The organism is Neorhizobium sp. CSC1952 (genome assembly GCF_030378245.1).
Classification (GTDB): domain Bacteria; phylum Pseudomonadota; class Alphaproteobacteria; order Rhizobiales; family Rhizobiaceae; genus Neorhizobium; species Neorhizobium oryzae_A.
This window is the reverse complement of sequence record NZ_CP128416.1, coordinates 4,191,733-4,216,129: the sequence shown is the minus strand read 5'-3', so window position 1 is coordinate 4,216,129 and position 24,397 is coordinate 4,191,733. Positions and strand designations below refer to the sequence as shown.

Genomic DNA, 24,397 nt, shown 5'->3' with positions numbered 1-24,397 from the left:
TCCCATGCCCCAAATCTACGTCGATGCCGATGCCTGCCCCGTGAAGCCGGAGATCCTGAAGGTCGCGGAGCGCCACGGCCTCGAAGTGACCTTCGTGGCCAATTCCGGCCTGCGTCCATCGCGCGATCCGATGGTGCATAACGTCATCGTTTCCGGCGCCTTCGACGCAGCGGACGACTGGATCGCAGAGCATGCCGGGCCGGGCGACATCGTCGTCACCGCCGACGTGCCGCTCGCCGGCCGCTGCGTCTCGAAGGGTGCGCTGGTGACAGGTCCCGCGGGCCGGGTATTCGACGAGACCAATATAGGCATGGCGAGCGCCATGCGCGATCTCGGCGCGCATCTTCGCGAAACCGGCGAGAGCAAGGGCTATAATGCCGCCTTCTCGCCCCGGGACCGGTCGAAATTCCTCGAAACGCTGGACCGGCTCTGCCGCCGCGCCAGATCAGGTCCGTAGGAAAGCGGAAGCTCACCATGCCGAACCCGTGGCACAGATTGAAGCATCAGCGGCATGGTCCGTTCTTCGCCGGCGCCGTCATATCGCTCGTCTGCCTGCCCTTCCTGCTGTTTTACGTGCCGAATCTCGCTCCCGGGATCGCCGCGATCGTCTTTTTCCTCATCTATCTCGGCATGATGGCCGCGCGTATCCCGAAGCTCGACGGTCCCATGCTGAGGCAGAAGGGCCAGAACACGGATGAGCCGGCGCCGGTCATCCTTGCCGTGACGCTGCTTGCCGTCGCCGTCGCCGTGGTCTCGCTCTTTGGGGTGCTCAATCGGGATCGCCCGGCAGGCCTCGCGGAAATCTCCCTGGCCTTCGCTTCGGTGGTTCTCGGATGGCTGACCATCCACACCATGTTCGCCCTTCACTATGCCCATCTCTACTGGCGGCCGGACGAACAGCGGCGCAAGAGCGAGGCGAAGCGCGGCGGCCTGGATTTTCCCGAAACGGACGAGCCCGGCGCCTATGATTTCCTCTATTTCTCCTTCATCATCGGCATGACCGCCCAGACATCCGATACCGCCATCACCACCGCCGAGATGCGCAAGATCAATCTGGTGCATGCGGTCATATCCTTCTTCTTCAACACCGTGCTCGTGGCCGCCGCGGTCAACACCGTGGTTTCGCTCGCCGGCTGAGCTTCAGGGAGATTCCATATGAAAGTCCTGTCCCAGAATACCGCCTTCGGCGGAATGCAGGGCGTCTTCGCGCATGATTCCGAGGCCTGCAAATGCGAGATGACCTTCGCCGTCTTCGTGCCGCCGAAGGCGATCCATGAGCCCTGCCCGGTCCTCTGGTATCTCTCCGGGCTGACCTGCACCCACGCAAACGTGATGGAAAAGGGCGAGTACCGCCGGCTTGCCGCCGAACTCGGCCTCATCGTCGTCTGCCCGGATACGAGCCCGCGCGGCAACGACGTACCCGACGAACTCACCAACTGGCAGATGGGCAAGGGCGCCGGTTTCTATCTCGACGCCACCGAAAAGCCCTGGGCCGAACACTACCGGATGTACACTTACGTCACGGAAGAGCTGCCGGATTTCGTCAGCCGCCATTTCCGCATGGACATGAGCCGCCAGGGCATTTTCGGCCATTCCATGGGCGGCCATGGCGCCATGACCATCGCGCTGAAGCACCCGGACCGTTTCAGAAGCTGTTCGGCCTTCGCCCCCATCGTTCAACCGTCCACCGCCGATTGGTCGGCTCCCGCTTTCGAGAAATATCTGGGCTCGGACAAGGCTGCATGGCGGCAGTACGACGCCTGCGCGCTGGTGGAGGACGGCGCCCGCTTCCCGGAATTCCTGATCGACCAGGGCAAGGCGGACGGATTTCTGGAAAACGGCCTGCGGCCCTGGCTGTTCGAGGAGGCGGTGAAGGGAACGGATATCGGTCTGACGCTCAGGATGCACGAGCGCTACGACCATTCCTATTACTTCATCTCGACCTTCATGGACGATCATCTCCGCTGGCATGCGGAACGGCTAGGTTGAACAGTTGAGTTTCGTTACCAGGCAATATATATTGTATATGCATGGACATTCGGTGGTCGGACGAGAAGAATGATCTTCTTAAGCTGAAATTCGGTTTCGGCTTTGAAAGGATCATCATAGCGTTGAGCGACGGGAAACTGTTGAGTGATCGCCACCATGTCAACGAGGAACGTTACCCGCATCAGCGGCAACTGATCATAGAGATCGAAGCCTATGCCTTCGTCGTCCCTTATGTCGAAACGGAAGACGGGATTTTCCTGAAGACCTTCTTCCCCAGCCGCAAGGCCACCCGCGATTACCTGAAAGGTGAGGCCCCGTGAGCAAGAACAAGATGGCCGAAGAGTTGAGCGAAGACGAAATCATCGCGCTGTCGGAAACCGATGGATGGGCACCGGTCGGTGATCTTGATGGACGCAGGCGATTCTGGCAGGAAGCCGCGCGTAACACGATCGAGGGCAAACGCCAGCGTATATCGATCTCGATCCCCGAAAGGGATCTGGCACGCCTGAAAGCAAAGGCTCTCGAAGAAGGCATGCCCTATCAAACTCTGATCAATTCGATCCTGCACAAATACGTTTCCTGATCCTCACGGAAACAGCGCGTTCGCGATCGCCGGCCGGCGCGGGCCGTCGAGGCGGAATTCGCCGGCGATGCGGTCGGCGATCCTTTCGGCGAGCTGCCGGTCCGCCTCCTCCGCATCGAGCAGGAAAACGGAGGTCTTGAACGTCCCTTCGGCGATCGGCTCGCCGCTGGAAACGGAGATCGCCTGGACCGTGACCGTCGCCTCGTGCCGGCTGCCGATCAGGAGCGGCATATGCGACGCCCTGTCGATACGCACGGCGATGATCGTCCGCGGCAGCATGGTCGCCCGCACGGTCGCGCGGATCGCCTCGTCGACCAGCATGTCGGTGGCGATCACCAGCGCCCGCGGCACGTCGGGCCGCGCGGTGACGAAGGCGCCGCGCACGTCATAGAGCAGTTTTTCGCGTGCTTCGCCTGAATCCGGCATGCGGAAGGCCATCAGCGGCAAGGCGGCGAGCACGATAAAAGCAAGGCGGAAGACACGGCGGACCATCGAGAAACCCGGGGAAAACGGTGCTTCGCGATGTTGCGCCGGTTACGGTTAGGGAAGCCTTAAGCCGGGCCGCGCAATGCGAGAAAAACTGCCGCCGCCGCCTGCATCTCCTCGAGCCGCTTGGCGCGGCGATGTTCCGCTTCCGCGTCCGTCCCCCAATGCTCGTTGGTCCAGTCCTCGTCGAGATGGGCGAGCGCCCAGGCCTCCTCGGCCGTGATCCGGCCTTCCGCAAAGGCGAGCGCCAGAAGCGCCGAGCCCGTCAGCGACGTGACCGTATGGATGACGGCAAGCTCGATCGGCGTGTCGTATTTCCGGAGCGTCACGGCGAAGGCGGCGATCGCCTCCTTCGGCTGCTCCTGCGGCATGACGCCCTCGATCAGGATGAAGCGAGCGCCGAGCTCGTTCGCCGCCCAGTCGATGATCGGGTCCCATCGCTCGTTCTGCCGGATGACCAGATTTTCCGGCCCCTCGGCGCGGTAGCAGAGCATGTCGCTTGCCGAGAAGCGCAGGATGTCCTCGAACACGGCTTGGCTGTCGGCGGCGATGCCGTCGATTGCCGTGTTGACGAGACGCGTCACCGGCATGGTGCGCGGATCGATGACCTCCACCTGGCTCGCCCATTCGTCGCGCAGCAGCTCGGCAAGCCTGGCATTCGGAGCGACAAGCCCGTTCTTCGCCGGCGTCTTCACCGGCCGCCCATCCAGATGGATGGCGTGACCGCCCTCGCCTTCCGAAACCGAGACTTCCTTGTAGAAGCGTTTCGGCAGCGGCTTCTGCATCTGGATCTGCGCCCGCCGCGTCGGGTCGGCATGGCTCATCGCTTCGGAAGGATCGGGAAAAATCTCACGCATGAAAAACCTCAGCCGATATGGGCGAGAATCTCGCTCGGATGATGGACGACGGCGTCGGCTCCCGCCTGTTTCAATTCGTCCGCCGAGGCATAACCCCAGGAAACGCCGAGCGCCTTGGCGCCGGCCGCCTTTGCCATCTGCATATCGTAGATCGCATCGCCGATGACAAGGGTGTCGGCCGGCTTCATGCCCGTCTCGTCGCAGCATTCCGTGACCATTGCCGGATGCGGCTTGGAGGGGCAGTCGTCCGCTGTGCGACCGACGACGAAATATCTGTCGAAACCGTGCGTCTCCATGACGAGATTGAGGCCGCGCCGCGACTTGCCGGTCACCGCCCCGATCAGCAGACTGTCCCGCGGGCCGATTTCGTCGATCAGCTCGCGGATGCCGGGAAACAGCGGTTCCTTGAAATCCAGGTCCTTGCGGACGACCGCGAACAGCGACTTGTAATAGGCCATCATCTCGACGTCCTCCCCGTCCGCATGCTCCTTGCCCTGCATGCGGGCGATCGCGATGTCGAGCGTCAGGCCGATGATCGCCTTCGTGTCGGCGAATGTCGGTTCGGGCTTGGCGAACTGCGCGAAGGTCCGGCGCATGGTTTCGTGGATGAGGCCGGCGCTGTCGACCAGCGTGCCGTCGCAATCGAACAGGACCAGTTTCATTCTTCGTCGCCCTTGTCGCCGTCGGCCTGATCGAAGCCGAGCAGGTTCCAGCTCTGCACCATATGCGGCGGCAGCGGCGCGGTGACCTTCAGGCGCCCGCCGGAAGGATGCGGAATGTCGATATGCCGGGCATGCAGATGCAGCCGCTTTTGGATGCCGCCCGGAAAATCCCAGTTCGAATCGTCGATGAAGTATTTCGGGTCGCCGATGATCGGATGGCCCATATGCAGCGCGTGGACGCGAAGCTGGTGGGTGCGGCCGGTATAGGGCTCCATTTCCAGCCAGGCGAGCCGCTGCGCGGCCGTATCGATCACGCGGTAATAGGAAACCGCATGGTCGGCGCCATCCTCGCCGTGCTTGGCGATCCGCATCCGGTCGCCGTCTGGCGTCTGCTCCTTGACGAGCCAGGTGGAGATCTTGTCCTCGTGCTTGCGCGGCACGCCCTTCACCAATGACCAATAGGTCTTCTTGGTGTCGCGCTCTCGGAAAGCGGCCGTCAGCTTCTGCGCCGCGCCGCGGGTGCGGGCGATGACCAGCACGCCGGACGTGTCGCGGTCGAGACGGTGGACCAGCCGCGGCTTCTCGCCCTTCTGGTTCACCCAGGCGTCGAGCATCTTGTCGATATGGCGGGAAACGCCGGAACCGCCCTGCACGGCAAGCCCCGCCGGCTTGTTCAGCACGAAGACCTTGTCGTCCTCATGCAGCAGCATGCGCGCCAGAAGCTCCGCATCGCCGGAATGCTTGAGCTCCTTCGAAGCGATCGGGCCGGTTTTCCTGGCATCCGTCTCCATCGGCGGAATGCGCACCATCTGGCCCGGCTGCACGCGGGTGTCGGATTTCACCCGGCCGCCATCGACGCGCACCTGGCCGGAACGCAACAGTTTCTGCAGCGCGCCGAAGCCGAGGCCCGGATAATGGACCTTGAACCAGCGGTCGAGGCGCATGCCCGCCTCGTCCGCCTCGACGCGGATATGCTCGATGCCTGCCATCAAGTGTCTTTCGTAATTCCCTAGGGTCAGCCCTGCCCTTTAGAGCATTGCCCGCCCGAGCGCCAGCCCGGCAAAGACCGCCCCGAGAGAGACTGCCACGCTGGCGACGATATAGGTCGCGGCGATGAACCCGGCGCCGCGCTCGAACAGCGCCACGACATCGAGCGAAAAGGCCGAGAACGTCGTGAAGCCGCCGAGGAAGCCGGTGACGATCAGGAGCCGCATTTCCGGGGAAGCGTTGAGCCGGCGGGCGATGAGTTCCGCCAGGAAGCCGATCGCGAACGAACCGACGACGTTGACCGTGAGCGTGCCCCACGGGAAATTCGGACCGAACTGGCGCAGCGTCCAGACGCCGACGAGATAGCGGAGGACGGAACCGGCCGCCCCGCCGATGGCGACGATAAGCATGTTGATCATGGGCACCTGTGTAATACGGCCGGAAAAATCGTCAAATCGATAAAATGCCGCGCTTTTGTTTAAAGGGGAACAAATCGGGTTCTGCTTACGTCTTTTCTATAGACAAGGAGTGGCGACACGCGACATGACACTGGTGGTCAGCATATCGGCGAATACCGCAGCCATGGCCATCGAGGCCCTGAAGCCCGGCCGGCGCATTTCGGCCAAGGACCACGTCGCCGATATCAAGGCCGATGCGGACCGTAACGCACGCCGCGCCGAAAATGCCGCCGAGCCCGGTGATGTCGAACGCATGTCTCCCGCCCCGACGGTCTCCCTGGACCTTCTGGCCACCGGCCAGCAGCCGCGCCAGCAGGCGACGCTCGATCAGGCGCAATCCGCCTATCGCGATCTCGACGACTGAAGGTCGCCTTTTCAGGCCGCCACGCCCCGGATATTCCCCCGCCCGTCTTCCCGGCGGGCTTTTGCGTTGCGGTAGTAGCGGATGAAATCCGGAGCCGGCAACGGCTTGGAAAACAGCCAGCCCTGGCCGAAGTTCACGTCGCGTGCCTTCAGGTAGTCCGCCTGTTCTTCGGTCTCCACCCCTTCCGCGACGATATGCAGATCGAGCGTCTTGGCCATCTCGATGATGTGCGAGGTCACCGAACTCGTCGCGCTGTTGCGGCCGATCGTATCGATGAAGGATTTGTCGATCTTCAGCGCATCCATCGGCAGGCCTTGCAGATATTGCAGGCTGGAATAGCCCGTGCCGAAATCGTCGATCGCCACCGCATGGCCTCTCTCGCGAGCCCGGGCCAGGGTTGCGCGGGCGGCGTCGATATCGATGAAGCCGCGTTCGGTCGCCTCGAGCCAGATCTGCCGGGACTCGATCTCCGTTCCGGCGAGCCTGTCTTCGAGAACGTCGAGCGCGCGCCCCGACGTCACGTCGGCGGCGGAGAGATTGACGGCCACATGCAGCGAGCGGTCCATTCTGAGCAGCGCACCGAGTTCGGCGATGATCGCCTCGATCACCTGATCGGTGATCGGCAGGATGAGCCCGCTCTCTTCCGCCAGCGGAATGAAGAGGTCGGGCCTGACCAGCGATCCGTCCGGCCGCTGCCAGCGCACCAGCGCTTCGGCGCCGATGCAGGTCCCCGTCTTCAGCTCGACGATCGGCTGGTAGTGGACGATGAACTCGCGCTTGCGCACCGCGATCGAGAGCTCGCCGAGCGGCGACAATCTCTTTCGCGACAGCCACGCCACGATCCCGACGATGAAGATCGCGATGAACGCGCCGACCGGCAGCAGAAGGAACTGTTCCTCGCGCAGCTTGGCGGCAAGGTTGGCACGCGGCTCCATGGCGATCGCGATCAGCCCTCTGTCTCGCGCGACCGCATAGAACGAGGAAGAGGTCATGCCCTTCCGCGGCTCGCCGCTGCTCAGCGTTTCGACGAGCGCCGGATCGGGCGAATTGAGCTTGCTGATCAGCAGGCCGTCCTGGTTTGCAAGCGCCAGCGAAATGTCGTCCTCCACGAGGATGTCGACGAACCGGGCGGGGTCCATGAGCACGCTGTAGCCGCCGTAATGCAGCGCCATCACAGGGTTTCCCATGCTGGCGGCAGGCTGCACGTGCGTCGTCACTTCCAGACCGTCCGGCGTCACGTAATCGACCGGCGCCTTGTTGACCTCGCCCTCCTCCACGCCCCAGGAGGTGCATTTCAGGCGTCCGTTCTCGATATAGCCGACTTCCGCGACCGAGGGCGTATTGAAGGCGATCACCCGCATGCGGGCGATATGCTGAGGCGAACAGGGCGCCAGGCGCGGATAGGCGAGCGAATCGAGCGCCAGCTTGGCGTCCTCGAAAGTCCTGCCGGCGCGCATGATCGTCTGCTCGGCCACCCGTTCGAGATTGTCCTGCTGTTTCTCGACCGCGATCGTCCAGGAAATATAGGCCATGGCGGCAATCGGAACGATCGCACCGAGGAGGCCCAGGAGGATGGCCGCCGCAATCACGCGAGAACGCCGCAGTTCCATTGCCGAAACCTTTGATGAAGGGTCGTGCCTCAGTCATCGCGGATTTCTGTTAAGATTTCTTGCTGCAACTCGATCAGGTTGTATCGAAGCAGACCCTGAAACCCGGACCGTCGCCACGTGACGACAGGGCGGAGATATGCGATCTTTGGATTTTGAAGTACAGCTTCAGACATCATGCGGATTTACCTGTCTAATCCTGCATAATCTTCTCGCTTATGTGGTAGCCTGTCTTTCAACGGAGCATCCCCCATGACACAGGAAATGTCACAGGAAATCCCACAGGCGACCTCGCAGAAAACACCCCTTCTCTTCCTCGTCACCGGCGTCAGCTCGGGGCTCGGCAAGGCGATCGCAGGCACGGCCCTTGATGCCGGCCACAAGGTCGTCGGCACCGTCCGCCGGCAGGAAGACGCCGCCGCCTTCGAAGCCACCGCACCGGGCCGCGCCATGGCCATCCGTCTCGACGTGACCGACACGGGCGCGATCGCGCCGGCGGTCGCGAAAATCGAAAAGGAGATCGGCCCGATCGACGTTCTCGTCAACAATGCCGGCTATGGCCACGAAGGCGTGCTTGAGGAGTCGACCATGGCCGAACTTCGACATCAGTTCGAGGTCAACACCTTCGCACCGGTCGCCTTCATGCAGGCCGTGCTTCCCTATATGCGTGCGCGCCGCGCCGGCCGCATCGTCAACGTCACCTCGATGGGCGGCATCATCACCATGCCCGGCATCTCCTTCTATCACGGCAGCAAGTTCGCGCTGGAGGGTATCGGGGAATCGCTCGGCAAGGAGGTCCGCGAGCTCGGCATTTTCGTGACGGCCGTGGAGCCCGGCGGTTTCCGCACCGACTGGGCCGGTCGCTCCATGGTCCGGGCCGGCCGCAGCATTGCCGACTACGACGCCATCTTCGATCCGGTCCGCGAACGCCGGCAGGGTTATAGCGGCAGGCAGGCGGGCGATCCCATCAGGCTCGGCAAGGCGGTGCTGGAACTCGTCCGGTCGGAAAATCCGCCTGCGCACCTCCTGCTCGGCAGCGATGCGCTCCGCTTGGTTCGCGACAAGCTCGCAAGCCTGAACGCCGAGATCGAGGCTTGGAAGGACGTCTCCGCCTCGACCGATTTTCAGGAGGCCTGACATGTCCGAAGCTCCGCTGGAGGGTCTCGAAGCCTTCGTCACCGTGGCTCGCCTGCGGAGCTTTTCGGCCGCCGCCACAAGGCTTTCCATTTCGCCTTCGGCCGTCAGCCAGGCGGTGCGGACGCTGGAACGCCGGCTTGGCGTCGCTCTCTTCCATCGCACGACGCGCAGCGTCAGCCTGACCGAGGCCGGCGAGGCTTACCTCGCCCGCGTCGGGCCTGCCCTGCAGGAACTGACTGCCGCGGCGGCGGTGATCGGCGAGAATGCTGCCGAACCGTCCGGCCTGCTCAGGCTCAACGTGCCCCGCTCGGCCTATATGATCGTGCTGCAGCCGATCCTCACGGAATTTCTGGAACGCTACCCGGCAGTCGATATCGACGTCGTCGTCGACGGCGCCAGGGCCGATATCGTCGAGGGCGGTTACGACGCCGGCATCCGCTTCGGTGACCTCATCCAGAAGGACATGATCGCCGTGCCGGTCGGCCCGCCGATCTCGGCCTTTGTCGTCGCGTCGCCGGACTACCTGGCCCGCTTCGGCACACCGCGGCATCCGCGCGACCTGCTGCAGCACCGGCTGATCGCCTTCCGGCCGACCAATACCGGCCAAGTGGAGAAGTGGGATTTCGAAAGGGATGGCGAAAAGCTCGTCCTGCCGGGCACCGGACGGCTGACCTGCAACGACCTTGCGGCGCTCACCCAGGGCGCGCTGGACGGGCTCGGCGTGAGCTATCTGATCAATGGCCATATCGACGACCTGCTCAAACAGGGAAAGCTTGTCCGACTGCTGGAGGACTGGAGTCCGCCGCTTGCCGGCTTCCATATCTATTTCGCCGACCGCCGCCATGTGGCGCCGAAACTCCGGGCCTTCATCGATTTCCTGAAGAGCCGGAAATGGGCGGCACCTTCCAATCTCGACGCCTATTTCCGGGCGAAATCCGGTTAAGGCCTGCCGCCGGCGAAACGCAGCGGAAAACCGTCGAAACCCTTGATCTCCTTCAAAACGAAGGTCGTCTGCATCTCCTTGATGCGCGGCAGCCGCCGCAGCGTCGACATGGCGAAATCCGCATAGCTGTCGAGATCGGGCGAGACGACCTGCAGCAGGAAATCGGCGTCGCCTGCGATGCTGTAGCAGGCGACCACCTCGTCGAGGCCGATAACCTCGGCGGCAAAAGCCTCCGCCTCCGCGGCGCTGTGACTGTCGATCTTCACGCGGATGAACGCGAGCACGCCGAGACCGATCGCCTTGCGGTCCAGCACGGCCTTGTAGCCCTGGATGACGCCCGTCTCTTCCAGATGCCGCACGCGGCGCCAGCTCGGCGATGTGGAGAGCCCGACTTTCTCGGCAAGCGCCTGATTGGTCAGGCGGCCGTCTGTCTGCAGGGCCTCAAGGATTCGCACATCCGCCGGCTCGATCGTGTCAGCCATAAAAGTCTACCCGCTCTTCAGGATAAAGAGGTAGCTTCTACCAAAACGGCCGGAAAGTTGAAAGGAAAAGGTAAGATCGATCTGCCGATCCGGAATAATCTCCCGGCATCTTTTTCACGAGCCTCCTCCGAGACATGACCGACGACATCCGCATCGCCATCATCGTCAATCCCGCTTTGCCGCTGGGCCTCATCGCCAATACGGTCGGCGCCGTATCGATCGGCCTCGGGGCCAGACTGCCGCAGCTCGGCGCCCGGCAGCTGACCGACCGCGGCAGCCGCACCATCGATATCTCCTCCAACCGGCCCGTGCCGATCCTGCAGGCGGAGACCGATGTGATCCGGTCGCTTCTGTTGCGAGCCTTCGACCAGCCGCAAGAGCGCGCCATCGTTCCCTTCCCGGCCTTCGCCCGGTCGCTGCACGACTACAAGGATTACGAAGCCGCCTTCCCCGGCCGGGATCTCTCGCAGGAGCCGATCGACGGCCTGGGCCTCGCCGGCCCGTCCAAATGGGTGAAGTCGCTGACCGGCAGCCTGAAACTGCTACGGTAGAACGCAAAAAGGGCCGCTCCTCGAACGGCCCGGATCGCGTTCAATTGTGCCGGTGGCCGGCAGGCCCCGCCGCCTCGACCGGCAGCGTGATGTCCACCGAACCGGCCTTCTCGAAGGTCAGCGTCACCGGCACGGTTCCGCCCTCCTTGAAGGGCTCCTTGACCTTCATGAACATGAGGTGCAGCCCGCCGGGCGTCAGTTCCACCGTCTTGCCGGCGGGGATGGCGATGCCGCCGTCAAGCTTGCGCATTCTCATCACCTGGCCCTGCATGGCCATCTCGTGCAGTTCCACCGTGCCGGCGACCGGCGAAGAGACCGAAACCAGCATGTCGTCGGCCTTGCCGTTGTTCTTCACGGTGAAATAGCCGCCGCCGACCGGCTGGCCCGGCAGCATCGCCTTCGTAAAGGCGCCGGTCACGTCGAGATCGCCGACCTTGACGACGGCGTCATGGCTTGCCGCCGCGCCGCCCATGTCCATGCCGGCATGCTCGTCGTGGCCGCCTGCCGTTTTCGCGGTCACCGCGAGCACCGGCGCCGGGCTCTTGAGCGAATGCGGATCGGCACCCTCTGGCGCGACCTGGTCCCACGCGACCTTGCCGTCGGTGCCGCAAAGCTGCGTCGCGGGAAAGGCCAGCGTCTTGCCCGCCGCGATGCCGGAGACTTTGCCCTGGATGTTGAACGTGTCGTAATAGGCGTCGGCCAGGTTGCCGTTCTTCCAGCGGATTTCCACCGGACCCGAGGTCACCTTCGTGCCGTGGTCGTCATAGGATCTGGCATAGTCGCCCTGGATGATTTCGAGCTCCCAGCCGGGCTTCGGCTGCGGCTTGGCAAGAACGAAGCCCTCCGGCAGTTTGACCTGGAATTCCGTCGTGGCCTTGCCGTCGCAGCCATGCGGTACCTGCAGCGAGATCACCGAGGTGCTTTCCTCAGCCACGCTGCCGTTGACGAATGTGACATGTGCATGCGCCTGCGTGATGCCTGCAGCGGCGAAAAGGCCGGAAAGCGCAAGTTTGGTGATGGTCTTCATGGAGTGTCCCCTTCCGGTGACAGCGTGCTTTGGCTGTATCGACCGGGATTCGATTGATCTCTTGGATGAACGGCAGGATCAGATCGAAAGCGGCGGCGCGCGGGATTTCGGCCGGGCGACGGCGGTCGTACCGAGCAGCTCGGAGAACTCCCCGAGCGGATTGGCGAGCGAGGCGCGTTCGCCGGAAAGCCAGGCTGCGTCGTCCGGCGGCGGCAGGATCACCGAGGCGGCCAGCAGGCAGACTTCGCAAAGCGGCCTTGCCGCCGGTGTTTCGCGCCCGTGGTCGCCGTCGGAGCAAATATCCGCGAACGTGCCGTCCGGCAGCCGGTAGGCTTCGCTGTAGGAATCGGGCGGTGCCGCCGCCTGGACCGGCTGGTGTGCGAAGCCCAGCCCGAAGAGCAGCGCGGCGCAGAAGATGCGCACCAGTTTCGCCGCTGTCGAAAGCCTCGCCATCGTTGTCTCGCCTGTCTTGACGGCACTCGAATAACGCAAATGGAGACAAAGCGCAAAAGCGTTTTGTCGCGCGCCGGAGCACCGGCGCCGTTGCCCGTTGCATTAGGTCAAATCGCATTTGCTGCGCTGCGACAGAAATCGTGTCCTCCGCGACATGGGGGGCTTGCCAAACCGTCAATGAGGCCGATAATGACGGCCAGACTCGCTGGGAGAAGCCGCTTCGATGCGGTGCCGAAGGAGCAACCGCCCCGGAAACTCTCAGGCAAAAGGACCAGCGGGCACCGACAGGAACTCTGGAGAGAAGCTTTGCTTCGAGCAAGGCTCGCCGAAGGGATAACAATCTCAGGCGACAAGGACAGAGGGGGCTCATGAACCGGCGCGGCGACGCGTCTGACACTGAGCCGGCGCCGGTCAAGCGCCAGACCTGGAGGCGTCCTTGGACGATCAGATTCTCAAGCAAACCCCGCTGCACGCCCTTCATCTGTCGCTCGGCGCCAGGATGGTGCCCTTCGCCGGCTACGACATGCCGGTGCAATATCCCGCCGGCGTGTTGAAGGAACACCTGCATACCCGCGCCGCCGCCGGTCTTTTCGATGTCTCCCATATGGGCCAGGTGATCGTCCGCGCGAAAACCGGCACTTATGAAGATGCGGCTCTGGCGCTCGAAAGCCTCGTGCCGGTCGATATCCTCGGCCTGAAGCCGGGCCGCCAGCGCTACGGCTTCTTCACCGGCGAAAACGGCGGCATCCTCGACGACCTGATGATCACCAATCGCGGCGATCATCTTTTCGTCGTGGTCAACGCGTCCTGCAAGGAGGCGGACATCGCCCACATGCGGGCACGTCTTGCCGGTTGCGACGTCTCCCTTCTGGAGGATCGCGCTCTCCTCGCCCTTCAGGGCCCGCGCGCCGAAGGGGTCCTGGCGGCTCTGTGGCCGGACGTGACGGACATGAAGTTCATGGACGTACGCGACGCTCTCCTCCACGATGCGCCCTGCATCGTCTCCCGCTCCGGCTACTCCGGAGAGGACGGTTTCGAGATTTCGGTTCCGGCAGACCAGGCCGAACAGATCGCCAAAGCCCTGCTCGAAGATCCCCACTGTATGCCCATCGGCCTCGGCGCCCGGGATTCGCTCCGCCTCGAAGCCGGCCTCTGCCTTTATGGCAACGACATCGACACGACCACATCGCCGGTCGAAGCCGGGCTCGAATGGGCGATCCAGAAGGCGAGGCGCCCCGGCGGCGCCCGCGCCGGCGGCTATCCGGGTGCTGCCCGCATCGAAGAGGATCTGGAGAAAGGTCCGGTCCGGCGTCGGGTGGGCCTCAAGCCCGAAGGAAAGGCGCCCGTGCGCGCCCATGCCGGACTGTTTGCGGAGGATTCTCCGGAGTCGCCGATCGGTGAAATCACCTCGGGCACGTTCGGGCCGAGCACCGAAGGCCCTGTCGCCATGGGCTACGTTCCCGCCTCGCTTGCCGAACCGGGGACCCGGGTCTTCGCCGAGGTGCGCGGCAAATACCTGCCCCTCGTCGTCACCGCCCTTCCCTTCATCACCCCGACCTATAAGCGGTGACACCATGATGGTCGTACCAGCCGCAGCCCCCCTCTGGCCTGCCGGCCATCTCCCCCACGGGCGGGGAGATTGGATGGGCGCACCGGCTTCCCCGACCACCCGCGCCCAAGAGAGGCGAGGCTTTGCCGCCGGCAGGCCGGAGGTGGGTATCCCCGCGAACGCCGAACCAATCATCCACATCACCTTTCCAGAGAGGACCTCCCCATGCTGAAATTCACCGCCGAACACGAATGGCTGAAACTCGACGGCGATGTCGCCACCGTCGGCATCACGGCGCATGCCGCCGAACAGCTCGGCGACCTCGTCTTCGTCGAATTGCCGGAAGTGGGCGCCGAGCTCGCCAAGGACGGCAATGCCGCGACGGTAGAGAGCGTCAAGGCTGCCTCAGACGTCTATTGTCCGCTGGATGGCGAAGTCACCGAAATCAACCAGGCGATCGTCGACGATCCTTCCCTCGTCAACTCGGACCCTCAAGGAGCCGGCTGGTTCTTCAGGCTGAAGCTCAAGAACGCCTCCGACGCCGACGCGCTGCTCGACGAGGCCGCCTACAAGGAGCTCATCGCATGAGCGACCAGTCCGATTTCCATTTCACCGACTACCAGCCCTACGACTTCGCCAACCGCCGCCATATCGGCCCTTCGCCGGCCGAAATGGCGGAAATGCTGAAGGTCGTCGGCTATCCGACCCTCGACAAGCTGATCGACGCCACCGTTCCGGCCTCCATCCGCCAGGAAGTGCCGCTCGCCTGGGGCCCCGCGCTCACCGAACGCGAGGCGCTCGACAAGCTGCGCGATACGGCCAACAGGAACAAGGCGCTCGTCTCGCTGATCGGCCAGGGCTATTACGGCACGATCACGCCGCCGGTCATCCAGCGCAACATCCTCGAAAACCCCGCCTGGTACACGGCCTATACGCCCTACCAGCCGGAAATCAGCCAGGGCCGTCTCGAAGCGCTCCTCAACTTCCAGACCATGGTCTGCGACCTCACCGGCCTCGATGTCGCCAACGCCTCGCTGCTCGACGAGGCGACCGCCGCCGCCGAAGCCATGGCGCTCTGCCAGCGCCAGGCGAAATCGAAGGCGACCGCCTTCTTCGTCGATGCCGCCTGCCATCCGCAGACGATCGCGCTGATCGAGACCCGCGCCGCACCGCTCGGCTGGACGGTCGTCGTCGGAGACCCGATGACCGATCTCGACCCGGTCGACGTCTTCGGCGCGATCTTCCAGTATCCCGGCACGCACGGCCATGTCCGCGATTTCTCCGGCCTGATCGCCCGTCTGCACCAGACCGGCGCGGTCGCGGCCGTCGCCGCCGACCTTCTGGCTCTGACGCTTCTGAAATCGCCCGGCGAGATGGGCGCCGACATCGCCATCGGCTCCTCGCAGCGCTTCGGCGTGCCGGTCGGCTACGGCGGCCCGCATGCGGCCTACATGGCCGTCAAGGATGCGCACAAGCGCGCCATGCCCGGCCGCCTCGTCGGCGTCTCGATCGATGCCCGAGGCAACCGTGCCTACCGCCTGTCGCTGCAGACCCGCGAGCAGCATATCCGCCGCGAAAAGGCGACCTCGAACATCTGCACCGCGCAGGTCCTGCTCGCCGTCATGGCCTCCATGTACGGCGTCTTCCACGGCCCCGACGGGCTGAAGGCGATCGCCCAGCAGGTCCACAAGAAGGCCGTGCTGATGGCCAAGGGCCTCGAAAAGCTCGGCTACCGGATCGAGCCGGACACGTTCTTCGACACGATCACCGTCGAGGTCGGCCATATGCAGGGCCTCGTCCTGCGCGCCGCCGTCGCCGAGGGCGTGAACCTGCGCAAGATCGGCGAAACGAAGATCGGCATGTCGCTCGACGAGCGCACCCGCCCCGCGACGCTGGAAGCCGTCTGGCGCGCCTTCGGCGGCGATTTCAAGGTTTCCGATTTCGAGCCGGAATACCGCCTGCCGAACGCGCTCCTGCGCAAATCGGCCTACATGACGCATCCGATCTTCCACATGAACCGCGCCGAAAGCGAGATGACCCGCTATATCCGCCGGCTCTCGGACCGGGATCTCGCGCTCGACCGGGCGATGATTCCGCTCGGCTCCTGCACGATGAAGCTCAACGCCACGGCGGAAATGCTGCCGATCACCTGGCCGGAATTTTCCGACATCCACCCCTTCGCCCCCGCCGACCAGGCGCTCGGCTACAAGGAGATGATCGACGATCTTTCCCAGAAACTCTGCCAGATCACCGGTTACGACGCCTTTTCCATGCAGCCGAATTCCGGCGCTCAAGGGGAATATGCGGGCCTCCTGACCATCCGCAACTACCACATCGCCAACGGCGACGCGCACCGCGACGTCTGCCTCATCCCGACCTCCGCGCACGGCACCAACCCCGCTTCCGCGCAGATGGCCGGCATGAAGGTCGTGCCGGTGAAGGCCAGGGATAACGGCGACGTGGACCTCGACGATTTCCGTTTGAAGGCCGAGCAATATGCGGAAACCTTGTCCGCGTGCATGATCACCTATCCCTCGACGCACGGCGTTTTCGAGGAGACGGTGCGGGAGATCTGCGAGATCACCCACAGGCACGGCGGCCAGGTCTATCTCGACGGCGCCAACATGAACGCCATGGTCGGGCTTGCCCGTCCCGGCGACATCGGCTCCGACGTTTCCCACCTGAACCTCCACAAGACCTTCTGCATCCCGCATGGCGGCGGCGGCCCCGGCATGGGGCCGATCGGCGTCAAGGCGCATCTCGCCCCGCATCTGCCCGGCCATCCGGAGAGCGACGGTCGCGAGGGCGCGGTCTCGGCCGCCCCGTTCGGTTCGCCGTCCATCCTGCCGATCTCCTGGTCCTACTGCCTGATGATGGGCGGCGAAGGCCTGACGCAGGCGACCAAGGTGGCGATCCTCAACGCCAACTATATCGCGGCAAGACTGAAGGGCGCCTATGACGTGCTCTACAAGTCGGAGGCCGGCCGAGTCGCGCATGAATGCATCATCGACACGCGCCCGCTGAATGCCACGGCCGGCGTCACCGTCGACGACATCGCCAAGCGCCTGATCGACTGCGGCTTCCATGCGCCGACCATGAGCTGGCCGGTCGCCGGCACGCTGATGATCGAGCCGACCGAGAGCGAGACCAAGGCGGAGATCGACCGTTTCTGCGATGCCATGCTGGCGATCCGCGAGGAAGCCCGCTTGATCGAGGAGGGCCGCATGGACAAGGCGAACAACCCGCTGAAGAACGCCCCGCACACGGTGGAGGACCTGGTCGGCGAATGGGACCGCCCCTATTCCCGCGAACAGGCCTGCTTCCCGCCCGGCGCCTTCCGCATCGACAAATACTGGTCGCCGGTCAACCGCATCGACAACGTTTATGGCGACCGCAACCTCGTCTGCACCTGCCCGCCGATGGAGGCTTATGCCGAGGCGGCCGAGTAGCGGCATCGGTCTCACCCGGCTCATCCTTCGCACCCTTCTCTCCGCCCCGACGGGGAGAAGGGTGCAAGACGGGACGGATGTGATAAATGGCTTTTCGTGCCCGCGGACAAGATAGGAAGGATCGGTGATGGAAGAGCACCCGAACGGCAATTCTCTCTGGAACAAGGTGTTCGACACGGATTCGATCACCGGCACGGGCCGCTTCGTCCTGCTGATCCTCGTCTTCATCGTCATCGGCGGCGGCCTCTCCTGGCTCGTTGGCTGAGGATCGGCGATTGAAAATTTCATGGGCTCTGTCGGATGGGCAATGTCCCGTCCGTCCTTAGCGTCGTACGCTCCACCAATTCAGAAGGATCACGACCATGCCCAACACCATACGCCTGCACCGCGTCCTGGCGGCCAGCCCGGAAAAGGTCTATCGCGCGTTCATCGAGGCCGACGCGCTCGCCAAATGGCTTCCCCCGAACGGCTTCACCTGCACCGTGCATCACTTTGAATCGACAGTCGGCGGCAAGTTCAAAATGTCCTTCCGCAACTTTACGACAGGCAACAGCCATTCGTTCGGCGGCGAATATCTCGAGCTCGTTCCGGGCGAGCGCCTGCGCTACACGGACAGGTTCGACGACCCCAACCTGCCCGGCGAAATGGAAGTCACCGTGACGTTGAAGAAGGTTTCGGTCGGGACCGAGATGGATATCACGCAGGCAGGCGTGCCGGACGTCATCCCCGCCGAGGCCTGCTATCTCGGCTGGCAGGAGTCGCTGAAAAACCTGGCGAGGCTCGTCGAGCCGGAAATCAACGAGTAGCGCGTTCGGGATCGATCACCCTTCCGCGGAGCATTTTCTTCCCGCGGGTGGGACGAAGGGGAGTTCGTGCCGATCCAGCCCCCTCTGGCCTGCCGGCCCTCTTCCTCCCCAGGGGAAGGGCAATTGCATATCAGCAAGATATGCTGAGGCCTCTATGGACTGACGAGGCGGCGGCGCGCTCTCCCCTTCTCCCCAGCGGGGAGAAGGTGGTCCGCAGGGCGGATGAGGGGGGCGAAGCCAAAATACAGCGATGCCGCGCCTGCCGCGTGCGCACCCCCTCATCGCCTCGCTTTGCTCGGCACTTCTCCCCGCTGGGGAGAAGTGGGCGCAAGCCGAACTGGCTCGGTTCCTCCATATGCGATTGCCCCCGCCCGTGAAGGAGATCCCAAGCAGCGCGCTCTTCCCTTCTCCCCAGCGGGGAGAAGGTGCCCGCAGGACCGGATTAGGGGGGCGAAGCCACCATCGGTCGATGCCGCGCCTGCCGCGTGTGCACCCCCCTCATCGCCTCGCTTTGCTCGGCACTTCTCCCCGCTGGGGAGAAGAGGGAGAAAGCCGATCCCGCTCGGTTCTTCCATATGCGGCATGCCGAATAGCGCGCTTGTTCTTCTGAGGAAACCGCCGCCCCATCCGATCTCCCCCCTTGTGGGGGAGATGCCCGGCAGGGCAGAGGGGGGTGCGGCGACATCCCCGGCACTGATGGATAAAACGCAAACCCGCCTCAGCTCTATCAATCACTTGACCTCTTTCTCATCCCCGCCCTCCCGCCTCATGCCTACAATCCCCCCGTCCCGCATCGGATACACCGGAAGGCGTTCCGGCGAGGCGGGGCCGGCGCGGGTGTTGAGGGGAAGACGCAAAGCCTCAACCTCCGGGTTCGCGGAAAATGGTCTCCCTCCGGCGACACGGGGAGAGGTGACGGGCAGCGGACCGGCCCATCGTCTCTTGATGCCCGAAAGAGCGCGCCGGGCGTGCCTGTGCGGCACACAGGGTGGCCGAACGGATGGTTTCGCCGGACTTTTCTGTCCGTCCGCGTAAAGCGGAGAGTCCGGCGGCGGCGTCATGGATCGTTGGCGATAACTCGGTTCGCCCGGGGTCCATGCGGCATTCTCGGGTTTAACCCGAGGAGAACACCGTCCGGGAAGGCCAAGGCAGAGGGACCGAAGTCGCGGATAAAAACCGCCGAACGGGGCGCTGAGAGGTGTCACCTGTTAAACTAACATAAGAGGCAGCTTTCAGCGCCCCGTCCGACTTGAAAATCTCAAGATCGCCAAGGGAAAAGTGTGTCTTGAAATCATAGGCTTTGTCGATGAGGGAACGCTTGCCCCTACCCCGCCAGCCTCTTCGCCCCGCCATCGATATCAACCGCTGCAAAGGCTGCGGCGATCACCTCGACGCCTGCCCCCGGACGGGTCGCCTCGGCGGAGAGGATCTGGCGGAACCGGCGGGCGCCGGCAAAACCCTGGAAGAGCCCGACCATGTGGCGGGTGACGTGATGCAGCCTTCCGCCGGACGCGATCACCTCGTCCGCATAGGCCATCATGGTGTCGCGCAACGCCAGCCAGTCGACGTTAGGGGTTTGAACCCCTGTAGGACCCGAACCTGTGACCAGCTCATCCACTCCCGCCAGCAGCCCCGCATTCTGATAGGCGGCGCGGCCGAGCATCACCCCGTCCATCACCTTGAGGTGACCTGCCGCCTGGTCGAGGTCGGCAATGCCGCCGTTGATGCCGAGGAAGACGCTAGGGTTCTCCCGCTTCATCCGGTAGACGAGCTCGTAGTCGAGCGGCGGAATTTCGCGGTTCTCCTTCGGCGAAAGCCCCTGCAGCCAGGCCTTTCGCGCATGGATCCAGATCGCGTCGGCACCGGCCCCGATCATCCGGGCGAGGAAGTCCGGCAGCACGTCCGTCGGTTCCTGCTCGTCCACGCCGATGCGGCACTTCACCGTCACCGGCACGGTCGAAACCTTCTTCATCGCACTCACCAGATCGGCGACATGTCCGGCATCGCGCATCAGGCAGGCCCCGAACGTGCCGGACTGCACCCGGTCCGACGGGCAGCCGACATTGAGGTTGATCTCGTCGTAACCGTAATCGGCGGCGATCCGGATCGCTTCGGCAAGCTTGCCCGCGTCCGATCCGCCGAGCTGCAGCGCCACCGGATGCTCCTGAGCCGAATAGGCGAGCAGTCTCTCGCGCGGCCCGTGGATGATCGCATCCGCCACGATCATCTCGGTATAGAGCACCGCCTCTTTCGAAAGCTGCCGGTGCAGGAAACGGCAATGCCGGTCCGTCCAGTCGATCATCGGAGCGACTGCGAAAATCTTCTCACCGTGCCTCAGCGCGTCTGCGTACATTCGAATGCCTCTGTTGCGTGGTTCTCATACAATGGTGACAAGTTTTTTGCCAGTTTCCGCCTGGCGAAAGGATTGGGGCTAGGATTGAGGGGCGAATTAAGAGACAAAGACATCCCTGTCTTCATTCACCTTCTTAGGATGCCTCCCATGCTCGCGACCGTGATCCCCGCTCCCGAAACCGTGCTTCTCGACGTGGAGGGCGCAAAGGAGCGGTTTCCGGTGCGGCGGGTCTATTGCGTCGGCCGCAACTATGCCGACCACGCGCTCGAAATGGGCGGCGATCCGTCGCGCGAACCGCCCTTCTTCTTCCAGAAGAATGCCGACAATCTCTATAACGGCAAGACTTTCCCCTATCCGCCGCTTTCGAGCAGCGTCCATCACGAGGTGGAACTGGTCGTGGCGCTGTCGGCCGGTGGCGCGGATATAGCGGTCGGGGACGCGCTTTCCAAGGTCTACGGCTATGCGGTCGGCATCGATTTCACCCGCCGCGACCTGCAGGATGTGGCCAAGAAGATGAGCCGTCCGTGGGAGGCGGCAAAAGCCTTCGAGAAGTCGGCGCCCGTCTCCGCCCTCGTCCCGGCCTCGAAGATCGGCCATCCGCGGGCGGGCAGCGTCTGGCTCGACGTCAACGGCCAGCGCAAGCAGTCCGGCGATCTCAACCAGCTCATCTGGAAGCTGCCGGAAATCATCGCCGAACTGTCGAAGCTCTTCGTGCTGGCGCCGGGCGATGTCATCATGACCGGCACGCCGGCCGGCGTCGGCCCGGTCGTCAAGGGCGACAAGGTCGCCTGCGGCATCGAGGGTGTCGGAAAACTGTCGCTGACGGTCGCCTGACCTCGGATTTGGGAGGAAACCATGCCGCTTTACGCTCTCGGAGAATTCAAACCGAAGCTCCCCGCCCCGGACCGCTACTGGGTGGCGCCGGATGCCACCGTCATCGGCAAGGTGGAGCTCGGCGAAGATGTCGGCATCTGGTTCGGCTCGGTGCTGCGCGGCGACAACGAGCCGATCACCGTCGGCGCCGGCTCGAACATCCAGGAAGGCGTGATGATCCACACCGACCCGCGCTATCCGGTCAGGATCGGCAGGGATTGCACCATCGGCCACCACGCCATCATCCATGGCTGCATCATCGGCGACAATTCGCTGGTCGGCATGGGCGCGACGATCCTGAACGGCGCCAGGATCGGCAGCAACTGCCTGGTCGGCGCCAACGCGCTGGTCACCGAAGGCAAGGAATTTCCCGACAATTCGCTGATCGTCGGCTCGCCCGCCAGGGCCATCCGCACGCTGGACGAGGAGGCGGTCGAGAAGCTGAGGCAGTCGGCGGTGCGCTACGTCGAGAACTGGAAACGGTTCGCCCGCGATCTCCGTCCGCTTTAAGCGGCGCCGAGTTCAGGCGGCACAGGAACTGCAGACCCCGCGAATCTCGATCGTTGTCTTGGCCGGCTTGAAGCCCTTGCCCTTCGCCCAGTCGCCAAGGCGATGGTCGACGGCGTGATCGTGGAATTCGAACACGTGGCCGCAGCTCTCGCAGATCGCGAACGCGACCGTGCCGTGGCCGTGCCCCTTGGCGCAGCAGTCGCTTTCGGGATGGGCGCAGGCGACGAAGGCGTTCAGGCTCTCCAGCCGATGCACCATGCCGAATTCGAGAAGCTTGTCGAGCGCCCGATAGACCTGCAGCGGCGCCCGGAAACCGTGGTCGCGGAGTTTGTCGAGGATCGTATAGGCGCTCATCGGCGCATCCGAACGGGTCAGCACGTCGAAGACGAGCGACTGGTTCTTGGTGAGCGCCGGTGAAGATACTGGTGCGTTCATCATCGCACTCCTGTGTTGCCGGCCCTGTCGGCCGTGTTTTTTCCCGCTGTCGGGATGAGGCTCAGAATGAAAAGTAAGAGCGCCGCGACCACGATGGAAGGGCCGGACGGCGTATCGTAGGTGAGCGAGCCGAACAGGCCGCCGACGACGGCGACGGCGCCGATCAGCGATGCGGCGACGGCCATGATCTCGGGGCTGGCGGAAAAGCGCCGCGCCGTGGCGGCCGGAATGATCAGCAGCGCGGTGATCAGCATGATGCCGACGATCTTCATGGCGATCGCGATGACGAGCGCCATCAGGAGCATGAAGAGGAGCCGCGCCTGCGCCGGCTTCATGCCTTCGGCTTCCGCCACGTCCTCGCTGACGGTGGACGCGATCAGCGGACGCCAGAGAAAGGCGAGTGCTGCGATCACCAGCGCGCCGCCGCCCCAGATGAGCGCGATGTCGGTGCGGGTGACGGCAAGAATGTCGCCGAACAGGAAGGCGACGAGATCGATGCGCACCCAGGTCATGAAGGCGACCAGCACGAGGCCGATCGCCAGCGCCGAATGGGAGAGGATGCCGAGCAGCGCGTCCGCCGAAAGCGACTGCCGCCGCTGCAGCATCAGGAGCAGCAGGGATACGGCCACCGCGACGCCGAAGACGGAAATCAGGAGATTGATCTCGAAGAAGAGCGACAGCGCCACGCCGAGCAGTGCCGAATGGGCCATGGTGTCGCCGAAATAGGCCATCCGCCGCCAGACGACGAAACAGCCGAGCGGACCCGCCGTCAGCGCCACGCCGACCCCGGCGATGAGGGCGCGTGTGAAGAAATCGTCAAGCACGATCGTCCTCCCTGCCTGGGCCTGCCGCATGATGGGCGTGGCCTTTGTGCTCGTGAGGATGGTGGTGATCGTGCGAGTGATGCGAATGATCGTGATGCTCGTGAGGACGGTGCCCGTCCTCGGGATGATGTCCGTCGCCGGGATGGCAATGATCGGTGATCGAGCCGTCGCCGTGCAGGACCCGGCCGTCCGGCAGATGGGTGTGGTCGTGGTGATGGCTGTAGACGGCAAGCGAGCGCGTGTTGCCGAAGAGCTTCAGGTAGTCGGCGCTCTGGCTGACGGTTTCCGGCGTGCCGCGGCAGCAGATATGGCCGTTGAGGCAGATGACGGTATCCGTGCCGGCCATGACCATGTGCAGGTCGTGCGAGATCATCAGGATGCCGCAGCCGGTCGAGTTGCGGATCGAGCGGATGAGGTCGTAGAGCGCGCTCTCGCCGGCGAAATCGACGCCCTGCACCGGCTCGTCGAGCACCATGAGGTCCGGCTTGCGGGCGATCGCGCGGGCAAGCAGGGCACGCTGGAACTCGCCGCCGGACAGGTGCCGCACCTCCGCGTCGATGAGATGCGGTATGCCGGTGGCCTTAAGCGCATCCGTCAGCTCCCCGTCGGGAAGTGGACCGGTGAGCCGCATCAGCCGCCGCACGGACAGCGGCATGGTCCAGTCGATCGCGAGCTTCTGCGGCACATAGCCGATACGCATGCCGGAGGCCCTGGTGACCGCGCCCTCGTCCGGCCGCAGCACGCCGATCGCCAGCTTCGCGGTCGTCGATTTGCCGGCCCCGTTCGGCCCGATCAGCGTCACCACTTCGCCGCGGCGGATCGAAAAATCGAGACCGCGCACCAGCCAGCGGCCATCGCGTCGGATGCCGGCATTTTCGAGCGAGACGAGCTGGCTTTCGCTCCGAAGGGCCGCGGCCCTGTTGGTCATCAGCATGTTTTTCCGGAATCCCTGTTGTCACTGGCTATGACACACGTTATAGCATAACGCAATTGATGTAATAACATTACAGAT

Annotated in this window: 29 protein-coding genes and 1 riboswitch; of the genes, 16 read left to right on the top strand and 13 right to left on the bottom strand. The window is 64.0% G+C overall.

Annotation, left to right across the window (positions count from 1 at the left end; translation table 11 throughout):
* Positions 1-4: 4 nt before the first annotated feature.
* The 5 genes from QTA58_RS20350 to QTA58_RS20330 all read left to right on the top strand — a co-directional run bounded on the left by QTA58_RS20350 (position 5) and on the right by QTA58_RS20330 (position 2,572).
* Positions 5-457, top strand: a complete 453-nt coding sequence (locus QTA58_RS20350; RefSeq protein ID WP_085424492.1) for a YaiI/YqxD family protein — start codon at positions 5-7, stop codon at positions 455-457.
* Positions 458-474: 17 nt separating this feature from the next.
* Positions 475-1,137 (top strand): DUF1345 domain-containing protein, encoded by a 663-nt coding sequence (locus QTA58_RS20345; protein ID WP_289670516.1) that lies wholly within the window; start codon positions 475-477, stop codon positions 1,135-1,137.
* Positions 1,138-1,155: 18 nt separating this feature from the next.
* Entirely contained in the window at positions 1,156-1,989 is an 834-nt protein-coding gene (fghA, locus tag QTA58_RS20340; protein WP_289670515.1) for an S-formylglutathione hydrolase, read from the top strand.
* Positions 1,990-2,129: 140 nt separating this feature from the next.
* Positions 2,130-2,309 carry a hypothetical protein gene (locus QTA58_RS20335; RefSeq protein WP_234811311.1) on the top strand — a complete coding sequence of 60 codons (180 nt, stop codon included), beginning with the start codon at positions 2,130-2,132 and terminating at the stop codon, positions 2,307-2,309.
* Entirely contained in the window at positions 2,306-2,572 is a 267-nt protein-coding gene (locus tag QTA58_RS20330) for a CopG family antitoxin (protein ID WP_085424496.1), read from the top strand. Before QTA58_RS20335 ends, QTA58_RS20330 begins: the two co-directional genes overlap by 4 nt.
* 3 nt (positions 2,573-2,575) lie before the next feature.
* Here QTA58_RS20330 and QTA58_RS20325 read toward each other — a convergent pair whose 3' ends face one another.
* Genes QTA58_RS20325 through crcB form a run of 5 tightly spaced genes read right to left on the bottom strand, consistent with a single transcriptional unit; the run spans position 2,576 to position 5,983 of the window.
* Entirely contained in the window at positions 2,576-3,064 is a 489-nt protein-coding gene (locus QTA58_RS20325) for a hypothetical protein (protein WP_289670514.1), read from the bottom strand.
* A gap of 59 nt (positions 3,065-3,123) precedes the next feature.
* The gene (locus QTA58_RS20320; protein ID WP_289670513.1) at positions 3,124-3,915 is read right to left on the bottom strand and encodes an ATP12 family chaperone protein; all 792 of its coding nucleotides are present in this window, start codon (positions 3,913-3,915) and stop codon (positions 3,124-3,126) included.
* A gap of 8 nt (positions 3,916-3,923) precedes the next feature.
* Complete coding sequence (locus QTA58_RS20315) at positions 3,924-4,577, bottom strand: HAD-IA family hydrolase (RefSeq protein ID WP_289670512.1); 654 nt, start codon at positions 4,575-4,577, stop codon at positions 3,924-3,926.
* Complete coding sequence (locus QTA58_RS20310) at positions 4,574-5,566, bottom strand: RluA family pseudouridine synthase (protein WP_289670511.1); 993 nt, start codon at positions 5,564-5,566, stop codon at positions 4,574-4,576. The genes QTA58_RS20315 and QTA58_RS20310 overlap by 4 nt, the downstream gene beginning before the upstream one ends.
* A 39-nt stretch (positions 5,567-5,605) precedes the next feature.
* Positions 5,606-5,983, bottom strand: coding sequence for a fluoride efflux transporter CrcB (crcB, locus tag QTA58_RS20305; protein ID WP_289670509.1), 378 nt, complete (start codon positions 5,981-5,983; stop codon positions 5,606-5,608).
* Positions 5,984-6,107: 124 nt separating this feature from the next.
* Here crcB and QTA58_RS20300 point away from each other — a divergent pair, with 124 nt between their 5' ends.
* The gene (locus tag QTA58_RS20300) at positions 6,108-6,386 is read left to right on the top strand and encodes a hypothetical protein (RefSeq protein ID WP_085424502.1); all 279 of its coding nucleotides are present in this window, start codon (positions 6,108-6,110) and stop codon (positions 6,384-6,386) included.
* Positions 6,387-6,397: 11 nt separating this feature from the next.
* Here QTA58_RS20300 and QTA58_RS20295 read toward each other — a convergent pair whose 3' ends face one another.
* A complete protein-coding gene (locus QTA58_RS20295) occupies positions 6,398-7,996 on the bottom strand; it encodes an EAL domain-containing protein (RefSeq protein ID WP_289670508.1) in 1,599 nt (532 codons plus the stop codon).
* A gap of 249 nt (positions 7,997-8,245) precedes the next feature.
* On the opposite strand from QTA58_RS20295, the gene QTA58_RS20290 reads away from it, so the two are divergent.
* Both QTA58_RS20290 and QTA58_RS20285 read left to right on the top strand, forming a co-directional pair.
* The gene (locus QTA58_RS20290; RefSeq protein ID WP_289670507.1) at positions 8,246-9,130 is read left to right on the top strand and encodes an oxidoreductase; all 885 of its coding nucleotides are present in this window, start codon (positions 8,246-8,248) and stop codon (positions 9,128-9,130) included.
* Between the two features lies 1 nt (position 9,131).
* A complete protein-coding gene (locus QTA58_RS20285) occupies positions 9,132-10,073 on the top strand; it encodes a LysR family transcriptional regulator (protein ID WP_289670506.1) in 942 nt (313 codons plus the stop codon).
* Here QTA58_RS20285 and QTA58_RS20280 read toward each other — a convergent pair.
* Entirely contained in the window at positions 10,070-10,555 is a 486-nt protein-coding gene (locus tag QTA58_RS20280; protein ID WP_289670505.1) for an Lrp/AsnC family transcriptional regulator, read from the bottom strand. The genes QTA58_RS20285 and QTA58_RS20280 overlap by 4 nt on opposite strands.
* A gap of 134 nt (positions 10,556-10,689) precedes the next feature.
* Here QTA58_RS20280 and QTA58_RS20275 point away from each other — a divergent pair, with 134 nt between their 5' ends.
* Positions 10,690-11,106 carry a DUF2000 domain-containing protein gene (locus tag QTA58_RS20275; RefSeq protein ID WP_289670503.1) on the top strand — a complete coding sequence of 139 codons (417 nt, stop codon included), beginning with the start codon at positions 10,690-10,692 and terminating at the stop codon, positions 11,104-11,106.
* 40 nt (positions 11,107-11,146) lie between these two features.
* On the opposite strand, the gene QTA58_RS20270 is transcribed toward QTA58_RS20275, so the two are convergent.
* Together QTA58_RS20270 and QTA58_RS20265 are read right to left on the bottom strand one after the other, a co-directional pair.
* The gene (locus tag QTA58_RS20270; protein ID WP_289670502.1) at positions 11,147-12,133 is read right to left on the bottom strand and encodes a copper chaperone PCu(A)C; all 987 of its coding nucleotides are present in this window, start codon (positions 12,131-12,133) and stop codon (positions 11,147-11,149) included.
* Positions 12,134-12,211: 78 nt separating this feature from the next.
* Positions 12,212-12,586, bottom strand: coding sequence for a hypothetical protein (locus QTA58_RS20265; protein ID WP_289670501.1), 375 nt, complete (start codon positions 12,584-12,586; stop codon positions 12,212-12,214).
* Positions 12,587-12,782: 196 nt separating this feature from the next.
* A riboswitch (glycine riboswitch) is annotated at positions 12,783-12,870 on the top strand.
* Positions 12,871-13,022: 152 nt separating this feature from the next.
* Between QTA58_RS20265 and gcvT the strand changes: the two genes are divergently transcribed.
* From gcvT to QTA58_RS20240, 5 genes are all read left to right on the top strand, one after another.
* Positions 13,023-14,156, top strand: coding sequence for a glycine cleavage system aminomethyltransferase GcvT (gene gcvT, locus QTA58_RS20260; protein ID WP_289670500.1), 1,134 nt, complete (start codon positions 13,023-13,025; stop codon positions 14,154-14,156).
* Between the two features lie 204 nt (positions 14,157-14,360).
* Positions 14,361-14,723: a glycine cleavage system protein GcvH gene (gcvH, locus tag QTA58_RS20255; protein WP_085424510.1), complete on the top strand. Its 363-nt coding sequence runs from the start codon at positions 14,361-14,363 to the stop codon at positions 14,721-14,723.
* Positions 14,720-17,584 (top strand): aminomethyl-transferring glycine dehydrogenase, encoded by a 2,865-nt coding sequence (gene gcvP / locus QTA58_RS20250; protein WP_289670499.1) that lies wholly within the window; start codon positions 14,720-14,722, stop codon positions 17,582-17,584. The genes gcvH and gcvP overlap by 4 nt, the downstream gene beginning before the upstream one ends.
* A gap of 124 nt (positions 17,585-17,708) precedes the next feature.
* A complete protein-coding gene (locus QTA58_RS20245) occupies positions 17,709-17,849 on the top strand; it encodes a hypothetical protein (protein WP_159457704.1) in 141 nt (46 codons plus the stop codon).
* A 97-nt stretch (positions 17,850-17,946) separates the two neighbouring features.
* Positions 17,947-18,390, top strand: coding sequence for an SRPBCC family protein (locus QTA58_RS20240; RefSeq protein WP_289670498.1), 444 nt, complete (start codon positions 17,947-17,949; stop codon positions 18,388-18,390).
* A gap of 1,324 nt (positions 18,391-19,714) precedes the next feature.
* Here QTA58_RS20240 and dusA read toward each other — a convergent pair.
* A complete protein-coding gene (gene dusA, locus QTA58_RS20235; protein WP_289670497.1) occupies positions 19,715-20,743 on the bottom strand; it encodes a tRNA dihydrouridine(20/20a) synthase DusA in 1,029 nt (342 codons plus the stop codon).
* Positions 20,744-20,890: 147 nt separating this feature from the next.
* On the opposite strand from dusA, the gene QTA58_RS20230 reads away from it, so the two are divergent.
* Together QTA58_RS20230 and QTA58_RS20225 are read left to right on the top strand one after the other, a co-directional pair.
* A complete protein-coding gene (locus tag QTA58_RS20230; RefSeq protein WP_289670495.1) occupies positions 20,891-21,577 on the top strand; it encodes a fumarylacetoacetate hydrolase family protein in 687 nt (228 codons plus the stop codon).
* A gap of 21 nt (positions 21,578-21,598) precedes the next feature.
* On the top strand, positions 21,599-22,126 hold the full coding sequence (locus tag QTA58_RS20225) for a gamma carbonic anhydrase family protein (protein WP_289670494.1): 528 nt from the start codon (positions 21,599-21,601) through the stop codon (positions 22,124-22,126).
* A 12-nt stretch (positions 22,127-22,138) separates the two neighbouring features.
* Here QTA58_RS20225 and QTA58_RS20220 read toward each other — a convergent pair whose 3' ends face one another.
* From QTA58_RS20220 to QTA58_RS20210, 3 genes are read right to left on the bottom strand one after another with little or no spacing between them, the layout of a single operon-like run.
* Positions 22,139-22,561: a Fur family transcriptional regulator gene (locus QTA58_RS20220; protein ID WP_289670493.1), complete on the bottom strand. Its 423-nt coding sequence runs from the start codon at positions 22,559-22,561 to the stop codon at positions 22,139-22,141.
* Complete coding sequence (locus QTA58_RS20215; protein ID WP_289670492.1) at positions 22,561-23,385, bottom strand: metal ABC transporter permease; 825 nt, start codon at positions 23,383-23,385, stop codon at positions 22,561-22,563. The genes QTA58_RS20220 and QTA58_RS20215 overlap by 1 nt, the downstream gene beginning before the upstream one ends.
* Positions 23,378-24,313 carry a metal ABC transporter ATP-binding protein gene (locus QTA58_RS20210; protein WP_341850269.1) on the bottom strand — a complete coding sequence of 312 codons (936 nt, stop codon included), beginning with the start codon at positions 24,311-24,313 and terminating at the stop codon, positions 23,378-23,380. Before QTA58_RS20210 ends, QTA58_RS20215 begins: the two co-directional genes overlap by 8 nt.
* Positions 24,314-24,397 lie beyond the last annotated feature (84 nt).

Excerpts from the sequence above, each read along its gene's own strand:
- QTA58_RS20270 (WP_289670502.1), bottom strand. The coding sequence starts at position 12,133 with ATGAAGACCATCACCAAACTTGCGCTTTCCGGCCTTTTCGCCGCTGCA.
- gcvP (WP_289670499.1), top strand. The coding sequence starts at position 14,720 with ATGAGCGACCAGTCCGATTTCCATTTCACCGACTACCAGCCCTACGAC.
- fghA (WP_289670515.1), top strand. The coding sequence starts at position 1,156 with ATGAAAGTCCTGTCCCAGAATACCGCCTTCGGCGGAATGCAGGGCGTC.
- QTA58_RS20240 (WP_289670498.1), top strand. The coding sequence starts at position 17,947 with ATGCCCAACACCATACGCCTGCACCGCGTCCTGGCGGCCAGCCCGGAA.
- QTA58_RS20285 (WP_289670506.1), top strand. The coding sequence starts at position 9,132 with ATGTCCGAAGCTCCGCTGGAGGGTCTCGAAGCCTTCGTCACCGTGGCT.
- QTA58_RS20290 (WP_289670507.1), top strand. The coding sequence starts at position 8,246 with ATGACACAGGAAATGTCACAGGAAATCCCACAGGCGACCTCGCAGAAA.
- QTA58_RS20220 (WP_289670493.1), bottom strand. The coding sequence starts at position 22,561 with ATGAACGCACCAGTATCTTCACCGGCGCTCACCAAGAACCAGTCGCTC.
- QTA58_RS20345 (WP_289670516.1), top strand. The coding sequence starts at position 475 with ATGCCGAACCCGTGGCACAGATTGAAGCATCAGCGGCATGGTCCGTTC.
- QTA58_RS20315 (WP_289670512.1), bottom strand. The coding sequence starts at position 4,577 with ATGAAACTGGTCCTGTTCGATTGCGACGGCACGCTGGTCGACAGCGCC.
- QTA58_RS20325 (WP_289670514.1), bottom strand. The coding sequence starts at position 3,064 with ATGGTCCGCCGTGTCTTCCGCCTTGCTTTTATCGTGCTCGCCGCCTTG.
- QTA58_RS20295 (WP_289670508.1), bottom strand. The coding sequence starts at position 7,996 with ATGGAACTGCGGCGTTCTCGCGTGATTGCGGCGGCCATCCTCCTGGGC.
- QTA58_RS20230 (WP_289670495.1), top strand. The coding sequence starts at position 20,891 with ATGCTCGCGACCGTGATCCCCGCTCCCGAAACCGTGCTTCTCGACGTG.
- QTA58_RS20225 (WP_289670494.1), top strand. The coding sequence starts at position 21,599 with ATGCCGCTTTACGCTCTCGGAGAATTCAAACCGAAGCTCCCCGCCCCG.
- QTA58_RS20265 (WP_289670501.1), bottom strand. The coding sequence starts at position 12,586 with ATGGCGAGGCTTTCGACAGCGGCGAAACTGGTGCGCATCTTCTGCGCC.
- gcvH (WP_085424510.1), top strand. The coding sequence starts at position 14,361 with ATGCTGAAATTCACCGCCGAACACGAATGGCTGAAACTCGACGGCGAT.
- crcB (WP_289670509.1), bottom strand. The coding sequence starts at position 5,983 with ATGATCAACATGCTTATCGTCGCCATCGGCGGGGCGGCCGGTTCCGTC.
- QTA58_RS20300 (WP_085424502.1), top strand. The coding sequence starts at position 6,108 with ATGACACTGGTGGTCAGCATATCGGCGAATACCGCAGCCATGGCCATC.
- QTA58_RS20210 (WP_341850269.1), bottom strand. The coding sequence starts at position 24,313 with ATGACCAACAGGGCCGCGGCCCTTCGGAGCGAAAGCCAGCTCGTCTCG.
- QTA58_RS20280 (WP_289670505.1), bottom strand. The coding sequence starts at position 10,555 with ATGGCTGACACGATCGAGCCGGCGGATGTGCGAATCCTTGAGGCCCTG.
- QTA58_RS20310 (WP_289670511.1), bottom strand. The coding sequence starts at position 5,566 with ATGGCAGGCATCGAGCATATCCGCGTCGAGGCGGACGAGGCGGGCATG.
- dusA (WP_289670497.1), bottom strand. The coding sequence starts at position 20,743 with ATGTACGCAGACGCGCTGAGGCACGGTGAGAAGATTTTCGCAGTCGCT.
- QTA58_RS20320 (WP_289670513.1), bottom strand. The coding sequence starts at position 3,915 with ATGCGTGAGATTTTTCCCGATCCTTCCGAAGCGATGAGCCATGCCGAC.
- QTA58_RS20350 (WP_085424492.1), top strand. The coding sequence starts at position 5 with ATGCCCCAAATCTACGTCGATGCCGATGCCTGCCCCGTGAAGCCGGAG.
- QTA58_RS20275 (WP_289670503.1), top strand. The coding sequence starts at position 10,690 with ATGACCGACGACATCCGCATCGCCATCATCGTCAATCCCGCTTTGCCG.